General features: G+C 62.3%; 15 protein-coding genes. 10 read left to right on the forward strand and 5 right to left on the reverse strand.

The genetic code is table 11. The features are described from left to right. Positions 1-58 precede the first annotated feature (58 nt). Entirely contained in the window at positions 59-949 is an 891-nt protein-coding gene (locus EI969_RS18700) for a DMT family transporter (RefSeq protein ID WP_160389098.1), read from the reverse strand. Between the two features lie 232 nt (positions 950-1,181). Between EI969_RS18700 and EI969_RS18705 the strand changes: the two genes are divergently transcribed. The 3 genes from EI969_RS18705 to EI969_RS18715 all read left to right on the forward strand — a co-directional run bounded on the left by EI969_RS18705 (position 1,182) and on the right by EI969_RS18715 (position 2,607). After that, entirely contained in the window at positions 1,182-1,763 is a 582-nt protein-coding gene (locus tag EI969_RS18705) for a DJ-1/PfpI family protein (RefSeq protein ID WP_160389099.1), read from the forward strand. Positions 1,764-1,777: 14 nt separating this feature from the next. Further along, complete coding sequence (locus EI969_RS18710; RefSeq protein ID WP_008051823.1) at positions 1,778-2,083, forward strand: ribbon-helix-helix domain-containing protein; 306 nt, start codon at positions 1,778-1,780, stop codon at positions 2,081-2,083. 179 nt (positions 2,084-2,262) lie between these two features. Next, positions 2,263-2,607, forward strand: coding sequence for a YegP family protein (locus EI969_RS18715; RefSeq protein ID WP_160389100.1), 345 nt, complete (start codon positions 2,263-2,265; stop codon positions 2,605-2,607). A 130-nt stretch (positions 2,608-2,737) separates the two neighbouring features. Here the strand turns inward: EI969_RS18715 and EI969_RS18720 are convergent, their stop codons facing one another. Both EI969_RS18720 and EI969_RS18725 read right to left on the reverse strand, forming a co-directional pair. Further along, positions 2,738-3,625 carry a dihydrodipicolinate synthase family protein gene (locus EI969_RS18720; RefSeq protein WP_160389101.1) on the reverse strand — a complete coding sequence of 296 codons (888 nt, stop codon included), beginning with the start codon at positions 3,623-3,625 and terminating at the stop codon, positions 2,738-2,740. A gap of 26 nt (positions 3,626-3,651) precedes the next feature. Then, positions 3,652-4,434, reverse strand: coding sequence for an aldolase (locus EI969_RS18725; RefSeq protein ID WP_160389102.1), 783 nt, complete (start codon positions 4,432-4,434; stop codon positions 3,652-3,654). A 153-nt stretch (positions 4,435-4,587) separates the two neighbouring features. On the opposite strand from EI969_RS18725, the gene EI969_RS18730 reads away from it, so the two are divergent. Further along, positions 4,588-5,130, forward strand: a complete 543-nt coding sequence (locus EI969_RS18730; RefSeq protein ID WP_160389103.1) for a helix-turn-helix domain-containing protein — start codon at positions 4,588-4,590, stop codon at positions 5,128-5,130. Between the two features lie 113 nt (positions 5,131-5,243). Here EI969_RS18730 and EI969_RS18735 read toward each other — a convergent pair whose 3' ends face one another. Then, on the reverse strand, positions 5,244-6,263 hold the full coding sequence (locus tag EI969_RS18735; protein WP_160389104.1) for a DUF4917 family protein: 1,020 nt from the start codon (positions 6,261-6,263) through the stop codon (positions 5,244-5,246). A gap of 131 nt (positions 6,264-6,394) precedes the next feature. On the opposite strand from EI969_RS18735, the gene EI969_RS18740 reads away from it, so the two are divergent. The 4 genes from EI969_RS18740 to EI969_RS18755 all read left to right on the forward strand — a co-directional run bounded on the left by EI969_RS18740 (position 6,395) and on the right by EI969_RS18755 (position 11,190). Continuing rightward, on the forward strand, positions 6,395-7,303 hold the full coding sequence (locus tag EI969_RS18740) for a LysR family transcriptional regulator (RefSeq protein WP_160389172.1): 909 nt from the start codon (positions 6,395-6,397) through the stop codon (positions 7,301-7,303). 252 nt (positions 7,304-7,555) lie between these two features. Continuing rightward, complete coding sequence (locus tag EI969_RS18745; RefSeq protein WP_160389105.1) at positions 7,556-8,749, forward strand: CaiB/BaiF CoA-transferase family protein; 1,194 nt, start codon at positions 7,556-7,558, stop codon at positions 8,747-8,749. Next, complete coding sequence (locus EI969_RS18750; RefSeq protein ID WP_160389106.1) at positions 8,746-9,672, forward strand: hydroxymethylglutaryl-CoA lyase; 927 nt, start codon at positions 8,746-8,748, stop codon at positions 9,670-9,672. Before EI969_RS18745 ends, EI969_RS18750 begins: the two co-directional genes overlap by 4 nt. Positions 9,673-9,858: 186 nt before the next feature. Next, complete coding sequence (locus EI969_RS18755; protein ID WP_160389107.1) at positions 9,859-11,190, forward strand: MFS transporter; 1,332 nt, start codon at positions 9,859-9,861, stop codon at positions 11,188-11,190. A 140-nt stretch (positions 11,191-11,330) separates the two neighbouring features. Here the strand turns inward: EI969_RS18755 and EI969_RS18760 are convergent, their stop codons facing one another. After that, the gene (locus EI969_RS18760) at positions 11,331-11,819 is read right to left on the reverse strand and encodes a DMT family transporter (protein WP_160389108.1); all 489 of its coding nucleotides are present in this window, start codon (positions 11,817-11,819) and stop codon (positions 11,331-11,333) included. A gap of 77 nt (positions 11,820-11,896) precedes the next feature. Here EI969_RS18760 and EI969_RS18765 point away from each other — a divergent pair, with 77 nt between their 5' ends. Further along, positions 11,897-12,805, forward strand: a complete 909-nt coding sequence (locus EI969_RS18765; protein ID WP_160389109.1) for a LysR family transcriptional regulator — start codon at positions 11,897-11,899, stop codon at positions 12,803-12,805. Positions 12,806-12,892: 87 nt separating this feature from the next. Next, on the forward strand, positions 12,893-13,531 hold the full coding sequence (locus EI969_RS18770) for a LysE family translocator (protein ID WP_160389110.1): 639 nt from the start codon (positions 12,893-12,895) through the stop codon (positions 13,529-13,531). The last annotated feature ends 74 nt before the right edge of the window (positions 13,532-13,605 follow it).

Below are 13,605 nucleotides of genomic sequence, written 5' to 3' on the forward strand. Positions count from 1 at the left end.
GCTTGCTGGCGATGGCGTCCTCAAAATCGCCATCGCCGGCAAGCCGGCTCCTACAGGGTCAGGCAGTAGCGGTTCGTGCCGGGCGCACTGTGGTTTTGCGCCCGAGCATCACAGTGACGATCACCCCGCCAGCAAACAGCCAGGTAATCGGCTCCACATGTTCTCCGAAAAACAACGCCGAAAAGGCGATGGTGAAGAAGATCTGCAGCAACTGGATCTGACTGACCCGGGCTATGCCGCCCATGGCCAGCCCGGCGTACCAGGCGAAGAAGCCGATGAACTGCGAAAACAGCGAGACATAACCGAAGGCCCACCAGGTCTTGGCGGAAATTTCGCCCTGATGTTGCAGCGCCAGGTACACCACTGGGCCGATCAGCAGCGGCGTCGACAGCACCAGCGCCCAGCAGATCACCTGCCAGCCGCCCATCTCCCTGGCCAACCGGCCCCCCTCGGCGTAGCCCAATCCGCCCACGGCAATGGCGCCGAGCATCAGCAAGTCACCGGCCTGAATGCTGCCGGCGCCGCTGATCAGTGCATAACCGAGCATCAGCGCGCTACCCAGTGCGGCGCAGGCCCAGAAGGCTTTCGAAGGCCGTTCATGGGACAGCCATGCGGCGTACAGCGCCACGCACAGCGGCTGCAGACCGTTGACCAGCGCACCGTGAGACGCCGGCAAGGTTTGCATGGCCCAGGCCGACAACACCGGAAAACCGAGGATCACCCCGGCCATCACCAGCGTCAGGCCTTTTACCTGTTTCCAGGTTGGCCATTTTTCCCGGCGCCAGAGCAACAGCAACGCGGCCGGAACCGCCGCAAACAATGCCCGGCCCAGGCCGTTGAGCAGCGGGTGGAGTTCCTGCACGACGATCCGCGTGAAGGGCAGGGTGAGGCTGAAGATCACAACGCCGAGCAGGCCCAGGGCCATGCCGGTGTTTTCGCGCGAGGACATGATGGCAACCAGAATCGTGGGTGATGGGGGATGTCGTTATATAGCCATAAACCTGGTGAAAGCCGCTGTTACAGCTAGGTGCAGAGTTATCCGTACAGTTTGAGGCCGCCATCGCGGGCAAGCCACGCTCCCACAGGTCCTGTGTTCAGGTAGTAGCCGGTTGTTACCCGCCCAGCTGGATAAGGACTACCTTGAATACTCCTGCACGCCCACTTCCAGAGGAGTCCTCCCCATGGCTGCGAAAAAAATTCTGATGCTGGTCGGTGATTACGTCGAAGACTATGAAGTGATGGTGCCGTTCCAGGCGCTGCTGATGGTCGGCCACACGGTACACGCCGTTTGCCCGGACAAGACCGCCGGCCAGACCGTGCGCACGGCGATCCATGACTTTGAGGGTGACCAGACCTACAGTGAAAAACCCGGTCACCTGTTTGCCCTGAACTTCGATTTCGCCAAGGTCGACGCCGCCGATTATGACGCCGTGCTGATTCCGGGCGGCCGTGCGCCGGAGTACCTGCGCCTGAACGAAAAGGTCCTGGAGCTGGTGCGCGCATTCGACAAGGCCGGCAAACCGATCGCCGCCGTGTGCCATGGCGCGCAGTTGCTGGCGGCAGCGGGTGTTCTCGAAGGTCGTGAATGCAGCGCCTATCCGGCCTGCGCTCCGGAAGTGCGCCTGGCGGGCGGTACGTATATCGAAATCCCGGTGACGGACGGCCATGTTCAGGGCAATCTGGCCACGGCGCCGGCCTGGCCTGCGCACCCGAACTGGCTGGCCGGTTTCCTGGGGTTGCTGGGTACCAAAATCACGTTGTAACGAGGGACATGCCCATGTGCGAGCTGTACGTCAAAGCCGACCCGATTCTGTACGAATCACGCTCGCGCTCACTGCGCATCTGCGGGGTGGTCACCACCCTGCGGCTGGAAAACCAGTTTTGGGACATCCTCAGCGAAATCGCCGAGGTTGATGGCATGACCACCAACCAGTTGATCGCCAAGCTGTATGAAGAGGTGATGGACTATCGCGGCGAGGTGGTCAATTTCGCTTCGTTCCTGCGGGTCAGTTGCACGCGGTACCTGAGTCAGCGGCGCACGTCGGCGCCGGAGTTGTCGGTGGTGCGGGCAGTGGTGAAGTAGTCAAAACTGCGTCGACCCCATCGTCGGAACGCCGCCCGGAGCAAGCCCGCTCCCACAGGGATCACGCTGAACCTGTGGGAGCGGGCTTGCCCGCGATGGGGCCGGTACAGGCGACAGAAACATCAGGCTGGTCTTTACTGTGATGCGCATTACCTCTCAATCGCCAAGGAGAAAACAGCATGTCCGGATGGTATGAAGTGAGCAAAAGCAGCAATGGCCAGTTCAGGTTCGTCCTCAAGGCGGCCAACGCCGAGACCATTCTGACCAGCGAGCTGTACACCACCCACGCCGCCGCCGACAAAGGCATCGCCTCGGTCCAGGCCAACAGCCCGCTGGATGAGCGCTACGAGAAGAAAACCACCAAGGATGGCCATCCGTATTTCAACCTCAAGGCCGGTAACCACGAGATCATCGGCAGCAGCGAGGCCTATGCCTCTGCTGCCGCCATGGAGAAAGGTATCGCCAGCGTGAAGGCCAACGGCTCGACGACGGTGATCAAGGACAAGACCTTGCCGGTGCTTTGAGATCAACACACATCCCCTGTGGGAGCGAGCTTGCTCGCGATGAGGCCACCACATTCAACATCCATGTTGTCTGATAGGCTGCCATCGCGAGCAAGCTCGCTCCCACAGTGTTTTTATATACGGCTGGAGATCAGCGCAGGGCCTTCAACAGATCTTGCAACTGAGCACAACCGGCCTCACTCAACGGGAACACCGGCAGCCGTGGAGCCCCAACCTCCAGCCCGGTCGCCCGCAAACCCGCCTTGATCGTCGCCGGCAAACCACCCTTTAGGATGAAATCCAGCAGCGGCAACTGCCGATAGAACAGCTCGCGTGCCTTGAGCAAATCGTTGGCCAGCACGGCGTCATACAAATCCAGATTGAGCTGCGGGATCAGGTTCGGCGCCGCCGTGCACCAGCCTTTTGCGCCGGCGGCAAAAGCCTCCAGAGCCAGGGGATTGCAGCCGTTGTAGAACGGCACCCGGCCTTCGCCCAGGCGTTGCAGTTGGTGCATGCGCTGGATGTCGCCGGTGCTCTCCTTGACCATGGTCACGTTTTCCACGGCGTTGAAAATGCGCAGGATCAGGTCCACCGACATGTCGGTACCGCTGGTGGCCGGGTTGTTGTAGAGCATGATCGGCACGCCGATGCTGTCGCCGATGGCGCGGTAATGGGCGAGGATTTCCGCTTCGCTGAGCTTCCAGTAGGACGCCGGCAGTACCATCACCACATCGGCACCCTGGGCTTCGGCGAAACGCGCGCGGCGTATCGCCTTGGCGGTGGTCAGGTCCGACACGCTGACGACGGTGGGCACGCGTTTGGCCACGTGCCTGATGCTGAATTCGCTGACCTGATCCCACTCCGCGTCGCTCAGGTAGGCCCCTTCGCCGGTGCTGCCCAGCGGTGCGATGGCGTGCACGCCGCCCTCGATCAGACGGTCGATGGAGCGCCCGAGGGCGTCCAGGTCAACGCCTTCGCCATTGGCGGTAAAAGGCGTGATGGTGTAGCCGATGATGCCGTGAATGTTGGCGGTGGACATGGTGTCTCTCCGTTCTATCAATGGGTTCAGTTCAGGCAATCGGCGTGTTCGCGCAGGATCTGCCGGGTGTAGTAGTTGAAAGCGGCGGCGTGGCGTTTGGGCCGGGCAATCCAGTCATGGGCTTCACGGCCCAGCGCGGGGATGATCGGCTTGATGGTCCCGGCGCTCATCGCCAGCAGTTGCAGTTTCGCGGCGCGTTCGATCAGTTGCGCGATGACACAGGCTTCCTCGATGGAGCTGCCGGTGGACAATTGACCATGGTGCGAAAGCAGGATCGCCCGTTTGTCGCCCAGCGCCCCGGCAATCAGTTCGCCTTCTTCGTTGCCCACCGGCACACCCGGCCAGCCTTCGAGAAACGCGCAGTCGTCATAGAGCGGGCAGAGGTCCATGTGGGAAATCTGCAGCGGCACTTCCAGCATCGACAAGGCCGCAACGTGGGTCGGATGAGTGTGGATGATGCAGTTCACATCCGGGCGGGCGCGGTACACCCAGCTGTGAAAACGATTGGCCGGGTTGGGCATGCCGTGGCCTTCGAGCACCTCCAGGTCTTCGTTGACCAGCAGCAGGTTGCCCGCGCTGATTTCGTCGAAACCCAGGCCCAGTTGTTGAGTGTAGTAAGTGCCGGGTTGCGGACCGCGGGCGGTGATTTGCCCGGCAAGGCCGGAATCGTGGCCGTGCTCGAACAGGATGCGGCAGGCCAGGGCCAGCTTTTGCCGGACGGTCCACGTATTATCCGCCAGGGTATTTTGCATTTGGCTCAGCGCGTGCTTGACCAGTTGCTCTTTGGGCAGTGCTAATGTCTTGGCCATATCGGTGTCCTTTGGGTGATTCAATGCACTTTGCCGCTCACCGGTTCCTCGCAAAGTCGTCGGTGAGTGCAAATGACACTAAAGAGGCTATATGACACTTTGTGTCATTAGCAAGGACAAATCGTCGCCTCCTTGATGGATTAATCGCTCTACATGTCTATCCGTTTGAAATTACTAAGAAAAAAACTTGGCGTGACCTTGGAAGGCTTGGCCGAACAATCCGGCATGACCAAGAGTTACCTGTCGAAAGTCGAGCGCGGGCTGAACACCCCGTCGATTGCTGCCGCCCTGAAACTGGCCAAGGCGCTGAACGTGAAGGTCGAGGAATTGTTCAGCGAAGACAACGTCAGCCTCGACAGCTACAGCCTGGTGCGCAGCCACGAGCGCCAACCTTTGGGCGCCAGCGACAGCAATTCGGGTTACGCGGTGCTGGCCCATCAGGTCAGCGAACGCAGCCTGTTGCCGTTCATCATTTACCCGCCGGCCGAATTCACCGACAAGACCTTCAAGGAGCATTTGGGCGAGGAGTTTCTGTTCGTCCACGAAGGGCGGGTGGAAGTGGACTTCATGAACGAACGCGTGCTGCTCGAGCGTGGCGATGCGCTGCACTTCAATGCACAGAAGCCGCACCGGATTCGTTCGGTGGGGGAGGTTCAGGCGCAGTTGCTGGTGGTGGTGCATAGCACCGAAGAATGAGTTGACCTTAAAAGCTTCGTCGGAACGCCGCCCGGAGCAGGCTCGCTCCCACATTGGAATGCATTACCCCTGTGGGAGCGAGCTTGCTCGCGATAGCGGTAGCCGCGTCGCCGCTAAACCTCGACCGGAACCGTGAGCTTCGGGCCACCCAACGCATGGCTCTTCGAATCAAAAAACCGCAGCTCGACCCCCGTCCCCTCAAACACTTTCGCGTAGTGCCGCTTCTGGTGCTGGATGAACGCCTTGCTGCGCGGGTAGATCGAGATCGCCACTACCTGCGGCTTCGCCAGGCGCAAGGCATGGATGATGTGGCTGTCCTGCTCGCCCAGCGCATGGCCGAAGATGCACAGCGCCTGGCCGTGACCGAGCAGTTGCTCGTAGCAGAACGACAGATAGTCCGAGCTGCGAATGGTCTTGAGCTTGTCCGCGCTCGGCCCTTCGTTGACGAACAGCGGCACGTCGTCGAGGGTCTTGATCGTGTTGTTGATGGCGAAATTGCCCAGCAAGGTGCCCTCGGTCGACATCAGCTTGCGCGCCGTGCCGTCCTGGTTGCGCACCAGGTGCAGACCACCGTGCAGGTACAGCAAGCGGGTCTTGTCGGTGGCCGTGGCGCTCAGGTCGAAAGCCGGTTCGGCACCCTGGAACAGATCGGTGATCGCCTCGGGCTGCTGTTGCACGGCCCAGTAATTGAGCAGGTCGTAATTGGTGGTGAACACCGTGCGATAGCGGGCCAGTTCCTGATTGATCGTCGCCAGCGTCGAAGGCACCACCAGCCGCCACGGGATATGCAGCGCATGCACGCTGTTGATCAGCGCTTCCTTGATCGCGTAGTAGCGATTGCGCGGCGCGGCGGAGCTGACGGCCAGGGCCTTGTTGACCCGGCTGGTGGTTTTCAGGGCGCTCAGTACCTGCTCGAAACTGCGCGTCTGCAGCGCATCGAACACGCTCAGCTCGGACGGGCTCAGGGGTTTTTCTTCAACGGTGCGGGCGTTTTCGAACAGCGACTCGTAGCCGAAATCGTCCCACACCGCGCGGCTGGCGCCGTTGCCCACCAGCAAGCCACTGAACGAAGCGGTGTTGCGCAAGGCGTTCCAGTCTTCAAGTTGGGCGTCGACATCCTGGAAATCGGTCATTGCGGTCTTCGTCTCACGGCAAAAGGTCTGTGGGCGGCGACTTTATCACGACCGGGCGCCCGACCACGGTACGACGCGGGCGAACAACGTTATGCTGCGACTTCGTCCGCGCCGACTTCGCCGAGTACCCGATGCTGCAAAAAAGCCTGATCCGCCGTCTCGACCTGATCACTCTGCAACTGTTCGTCGCCGTCCATGAAGAAGGCACGCTGACCCGTGCCGCCTCGCGCGAAGCGATCGCCGTCTCGGCGGCGAGCAAGCGCCTGATGGAGCTGGAGGAGGCGCTGGGCATCAGCCTGTTTGTGCGCCAGGCCAAGGGCATGTCGCTGACGCCGGCCGGTGAAACCCTGCTGCACCATGCCCGGCAGATGTTGTTCAACGTCGAGAAAATGGGCCTTGAACTGGGTGAGCACAGCCACGGTGTGCGCGGCTATGTGCGGATGCTCGCCAACCTGTCGGCGATCATTCAGTTTTTACCCGAGGACCTGCGGGACTTTTCCGAGCGCCACCCACAGGTCAAGACCGACCTCGAAGAACGCCCCAGCGCAGGGGTGATCCAGGGCGTGCTCGACGGGGTGGCCGACCTCGGCATCTGTTCCATCGACAGTGACATCAAGGGCCTGCACAGCGTGCTGTACCGCCAGGACAAACTGGTGGTGCTGATGCCGCCCGATCATCCATTGGCGAACCGCTCGAGCGTGGCCTTCGCCGATACGCTGCAGAGCGATTACGTCGGGCTGCATGCCGCCAGTTCGATCAACATGCGTACCCATGCGGCGGCCCGCGAAGCCGGCAAGGTGCTGCGGGTGCGCATCCATGTGCCGGGGTTCGATGCCATGTGCCGCATGGTCCAGGCCAACATGGGCATCGGCGTCCTGCCACAGCGGGCCTATGAATTGTTTGGCCGGGCACTGGGTTTGCACGCGGTGCCGTTGACGGACGAATGGTCGGACCGGGCGTTGATCCTGGTGGTGCGCGATGAGGCGTTATTGTCGCCGGTGAGCCGGATGTTGTTTGAGCATTTGCGGGGTTCAGCCTGATAGTTCTCGGCTGAATGGGCTGGCCTCATCGCGGGCAAGCCCGCTCCCACAATGGGTGATGTGAAGCACAAATTGTGCGAACACTGAAGATCCCTGTGGGAGCGGGCTTGCCCGCGATGACGGACTACAGATCGCGATGATCTCCCCGAGCGTTCGCATTTCGCGAACGCCCGTTGCCAACTGAAGGTTGGATTCCCGAGCCCCCCGTCCTCTAGCCTTGGCACATATTCCAAGAACAAGAGGTACCCCGCGATGACTGCCCCCTTGAGTGCGATCAAAGTGATCGAGATCGGCACGCTGATCGCCGCGCCGTTTGCGGCGCGCATGCTGGCCGAGTTCGGCGCCGAGGTGATCAAGATCGAAGCCATGGGCCAGGGTGATCCCCTGCGCAAATGGCGCAAGCTGCACGAAGGCACCTCGCTGTGGTGGTACCTGCAATCGCGCAACAAGAAGTCCCTGGCGCTGAACCTCAAATCCCCCGAAGGGATCGGGCTGGTCAAGCAACTGGCGACCAGCGCCGATGTGCTGATCGAGAACCTGCGCCCCGGCGCCCTGGAGAAACTTGGCCTCGGTTGGGACGTGTTGCACGCGCTCAATCCCAACCTGACGCTGGTGCGGATCTCCGGTTACGGCCAGACCGGCCCGTACCGCGATCGTCCGGGTTTCGGTGCCATAGGCGAGGCCATGGGCGGCATCCGCTACACCACCGGCACGCCCGGTTCGCCGCCGGCTCGGGTCGGCGTGAGCCTCGGCGACTCCCTGGCTTCGCTGCATGCGGTGATCGGTGCACTGATGTCGCTGCTGCGGGTCAAGACCGGGCAGGGCGGCGGGCAGATCGTCGATGTGTCCCTGGCCGAAAGCGTGTTCAACGTCATGGAAAGCCTGGTGCCGGAATACGACATGCTCGGCCATGTGCGTGAACGCAGCGGTGGCGCCTTGCCCGGGATCGCGCCGTCCAACACCTATCTGACCGCCGACGGCGCCTACGTGGTGATTGCCGGCAACAGCGATCCGATCTACAAGCGCCTGATGCACACCATCGGCCGCGCCGATCTGGCCGAGGCCGCGGAATTCGCCCACAACGACGGGCGTGCCGCCAAAAGCAATGTGCTCGACGCCGCCATCACCCACTGGACCAGCAGTTTGCCCATCGACGATGTCCTGGCTGCGCTGGAGGCCGCCGAAGTCCCGGCCGGGCGCATCTACTCGGTGGCCGATATCGTCGCCGACCCGCACTATCAGGCGCGGGACATGCTGCTCAATGCCGAGTTGCCCGGTGGCGCCACGGTGAAGATGCCGGGCATCGTGCCGAAACTCTCCGAGACCCCCGGTGGTGTTAACTGGTCCGGCCCGGGATTAGGCCAGCACACTGACGGTATCCTCGCGCAACTGGGCCTTACCGCTGCCGACATCGAGCGCCTGAAAGTCGAAGGAGTGGTGCAATGATCACCGATTATTCCGACAGCCTGATCGTGCAGGAAGTGTCCCCGCGCGACGGTCTGCAAATCGAGCCGACCTGGGTTGAAACCCACGACAAGATCGCTTTGATCGATCAGCTGTCGCAGGCCGGATTCAGCCGCATCGAAGCCGGTTCGTTCGTGTCGCCCAAGGCCATTCCGGCGCTGCGCGACGGCGAGCTGGTGTTCAAGGGCATCAACCGGCAGCCGGGGGTGATCTACGTCGCGCTGATCCCCAACCTCAAAGGCGCGCAACGGGCACTGGCGTGCAGCGCCGATGAGCTGAACCTGGTGATGTCCGCCAGCCAGACCCACAACCTGGCGAACATGCGCATGCGATGTGAGGATTCATTGGCCGCGTTCGGCGAGATCGTGCAGTTCGTCGGCGATAGCCCTGTACGGCTCAACGCCAGCATCGCCACCACCTTCGGCTGCCCGTTCGAGGGCAAGATCGATGAGGACCGCGTACTGCAAATCGTCGAGGCCTATCAGGAGCTCGGTATCCGGGGCATCACCCTGGCCGACACCACGGGCATGGCCAATCCGCGTCAGGTCGACCGACTGGTTCGCCGGGTGCTGCAACGGGTCTCCCCGACGGACCTGACCCTGCATTTCCACAACACCCGCGGCCTTGGCCTGTGCAACGTGCTGGCCGCCTACGAAGCCGGTGCCCGGCGCTTCGACGCGGCCCTCGGCGGCCTCGGCGGCTGCCCGTTTGCACCGGGGGCGTCGGGCAACATCTGCACCGAGGATCTGGTGAACCTGTGCGATGAAGTCGGGATTCACACGGGCATCGATTTGCCTCTATTGCTGAAACTGGCCCGAGGACTGCCGGCGCTGCTCGGTCACGAAGTACCGGGCCAACTGGCCAAGGCCGGACGCAACTGCGACCTGCACCCCGTGCCTTCCTGACACAACTCAAAAAACTGTGGGAGCGAGCTTGCTCGCGATGGCGGCGGGTCAGTCGACATCGATGCTGGAGGTGACTCAGTCATCGCGAGCAAGCTCGCTCCCACAGTAAAAGTTTTCACATAGCCCCTCTGAACCAGACAACAAAAACAATCGGACACCCACGGGAAGTCCGCCTGGAGAACCGCAATGAGCCTGAATGCACTGGAGGCGAGCGCGAGCCCGTCCGTTAGCCACGACACCGAAAAAGCCCTGGTCAGCAAAGTCGCCTGGCGCCTGATGCCGCTGATCATGGTCTGCTACCTGTTCGCCTTTTTCGACCGCATCAACATCAGCTTCGCCAAGTTTCAGCTGCAGACCGACCTGAGCCTGAGCGACACCGCGTACGGCCTCGGCGCCGGGTTGTTCGTGGTCGGTTATGTGATTTTCGAAGTACCGAGCAACATGATGCTGTACAAGGTCGGCGCCCGGCGCTGGATCGCCCGGATCATGATGTCCTGGGGCCTGGCCACGGCGGCCATGGTGTTCGTCAACAGCGAATGGCAGTTCTACACCCTGCGTTTCGTGATCGGCGCGATGGAGGCGGGTTTCGCTCCGGGCGTGCTGTATTACCTGACCCTGTGGTTCCCGCAGCACTATCGCGGGCGCATCACCTCGATGCTGTTCCTGTCGTCGGCGTTCGCCGGCCTGGTGGGCGCGCCGTTCTCGGGCCTTGTGCTGCAACACCTCGACGGCTTCATGGACATGCGCGGCTGGCACTGGTTGTTCCTGCTCGGCGGTGTGCCCTGCATCGGCCTCGGCCTGCTGGTGTTGACCCTGCTCAAGGACCGCATCGAAGACGCCCATTGGCTGACGTCTTCAGAGAAGACCCTGCTGGCCAGCCGCATCGCCCAGCATGAACCGCACAAGAGCGGTGGTTCGCTGCTCGCCGCGTTGCGGATTCCGGGCTTCCTGACCCTCGGCCTGATCTACTTTCTGATTCAGGTGGCGTCCTACGGCCTGAATTTCTGGGCTCCGCAACTGATCCGCAGCGCCGGCACCGAGAGCCCGGTGATGATCGGCTTGCTGACCGCCATCCCGTACATCTGCGGTGCCATCAGCATGGTGGTGATCGGGCGCCTGTCCGATGCTTCCGGCGAGCGGCGCAAGTATGTCGCCGGCCTGGTAGCGGTCGGTGCGGTCGGGTTCTTCTGCGCGGGGATCTTCGCCAGCCACACGACCTTCCTGATCGTCGCGCTGGGCCTGCTGGGTGCCGGGATCATCGCCTCCATCCCGAGCTTCTGGACCCTGCCGCCGAAACTGCTGGCCGGTGCCGGCGCGGGTGCGGCGGGCGGGATTGCGGTGATCAACACCCTGGGCCAGTTCGGCGGCATCGTCAGCCCGGTGATGGTCGGCCGGATCAAGGACCTGACCGGCAGCACCACGCCGGCGCTGTATGTCATTGGTGTGTGTGCGCTGATTGCGGTGGCGCTGCTGCTGTGGGGGTTGCCGCAGAAGTTGCGCACACTCGACAAGGCTTGATTGCTGCTGCGTCAGATGAATAGCTTTCGCGAGCAGGCTCGCTCCCACAGGGGAATTTGTGTCGGTCACAGATCCAATGTGGGAGCGAGCCTGCTCGCGAAGACTGACTGATAGCCGACATCTGACTTTCGGTTTTCACCTCAACCCGCCGTCGCCAAACCCTTGGCCGGTGCATCAAAAAACTGAATCAACACCACCCCGGCCATCAACAGCACCACCCCGAACACCTTGGGCAACGTGACCTGTCGCTCCATCAAGCCAAACCAGCCGAAGTGATCCAGCAGCAACGACGCCACCACTTGCCCCGCCAGCGCCAATGCCATGAACCCCGCGGCACCGAGCTTGGGCAACAGTACCAATGCCAGGGAAATAAAGATCACCCCAAAAGCGCCACCCGCCCACATCCAGAGCGGCGCCTTGCTGATGAACGCCAGTGACGGCAGCGGCAATCGCATCGCAACGATGATCGGCAATAACACCGCGACACTCACCAGCAACGAGGCGAGCGTCGCCCATAACGGATGGCCCAATCCGCGCCCCAGATTGACGTTGATCGCACTCTGAAACGGCACCACCGCCCCGGCGATCATCGCCAGCCCTATCAGACCGGCCCACTGCAACGTACTCATGATCGATCTCCAACAGGTTTTGCTGGACTCTAGGGTATTCGTCGCGCAGATTTAAATTCCGTTTTGTTATCCAGAACATGCAGCAGATGAATGATCTTCGACGCATCGACCTCAACTTGCTGGTGATCCTCGACGCCTTGCTCGCCGAGCAACACGTGACCCGGGCTGCCGAGCGCCTGCACCTGAGCCAGCCAGCGGTCAGCCATGCGCTGGCGCGGTTGCGCGACCTGCTGGGCGACCCACTGCTGGTGCGCGCCGGTGCCGGTCTGGTACCGACTCCGCGAGCGCTGGAACTGGTGGCACCGCTGGCCGAAGCCCTGGCCCAGGTGCAAGCGCTCCTGGCGCCCAATGCCTTCGATCCCGCGACCACCCGGCGCACCTTTCGCCTGGCGATGTCCGACTACGGCGCCGCCATCGTCCTGCCCGGGCTGATCCGAACCTTGCGCCGGGAAGCGCCGGGCATCGACCTGCAAATCAGCCATGGCAGCCGCGAAAGCATGCTCGAAGGGGTGCTCAACGGCGACATTGATGTCGCCGCCGGCGTGTTCCCGGAAATGCCCAACGAGTTGCGCAGCACGCCGCTGTTCGAGGAGCACTACGCCTGCCTGGTGGACCGCAACAGCCTGCCCGCCGACGGGGTGCTCGACCTGCCGACCTATCTGGCTCGGCCTCATGTGCTGCTGGAGATGCGCGGCAGCGGCACCCCGGAAATCGAGCGGGCGCTGACCGCCTTGCGCGAACGTCGCCGCGTCGCCGTCAGCCTGCCGCATTGGCGCGTGGCCCCGGAATTCATCAGCGGCACCGACCTGATCCTCACCGTCGCGTCCCGAAGCATGCGCGATATCGATCAGCAATCACTGATAGTCGTCCCGCCGCCGTTTCACATTCCATCGTTCACTTTTGTGTTGGCGTGGCATAAACGGCGGGGTGGGGATCAGGCGTTGAACTGGCTGAATGAGCGGATAGTGCAGGGGACCCACCGTTGAAGAATTTCTGTCGCGATCAGGCAGTCGACAGCTGAAGACCTGATATAGACTGGCGACCATTCACCAGACAGTTCAAAAGGACTCCCAATGACCCCATCGTTGCTAATGGCCGTGCTTGCCTCGGGTTTTATCTACGGCATCACCCCGGGGCCGGGTGTGCTGGCGGTGTTCGGTATTGGCGCGGCCCATGGACGGCGGGCGGGGGCGGGGTTTCTGTGCGGGCATTTGCTCGGCGATGTGGTCTGGTGCAGCACCGCGCTGATCGCGATTGTCGGTGCGCGGGAGATCGGCAGTACCGCGTTCGATGTGCTCGGTGTGCTCAGCGGTCTGTACCTGTTCTGGCTCGGCTGGCGTGCGGTGCGCGCCCGTCGTAGCAACGGCGATGCACCGCAGGGCCCGGCGCGGCAACCGTTCTGGCATGGCATTGTGTTTGGCCTGACCAATCCCAAGGCTTATCCGGTGGCGGTGGCGACGTTCACGGCGCTGCTGTCGAGTCGCGCGGAACTGCTCAACTGGTCAATGCTGCCGGCACTGATCGGCCTGAGCTTCGTCGGCGGATTGCTCGCCTACGCTATCCTCATCGGCATCGTTGGGGCTCGGCGAGTGCGCAACGTGTACCAGCGTCATGAACTGGCAATCACCCGGTTGTGCGGGGTGATGTTCATCGGTTTTGCCATCAACGCGCTGGTCCATGCGTTGCCGGGGCTGATACCGAACAAGGCTTGAATGTGATGACAAGGAAGCAAGACCGAACGGGCAGGGATGATTGATGAGCGCAGCATTGTCGGGACACCCACGCT

Origin of the sequence: Pseudomonas sp. PB101, assembly GCF_009764265.1 — a bacterium.
Lineage (GTDB): Bacteria > Pseudomonadota > Gammaproteobacteria > Pseudomonadales > Pseudomonadaceae > Aquipseudomonas.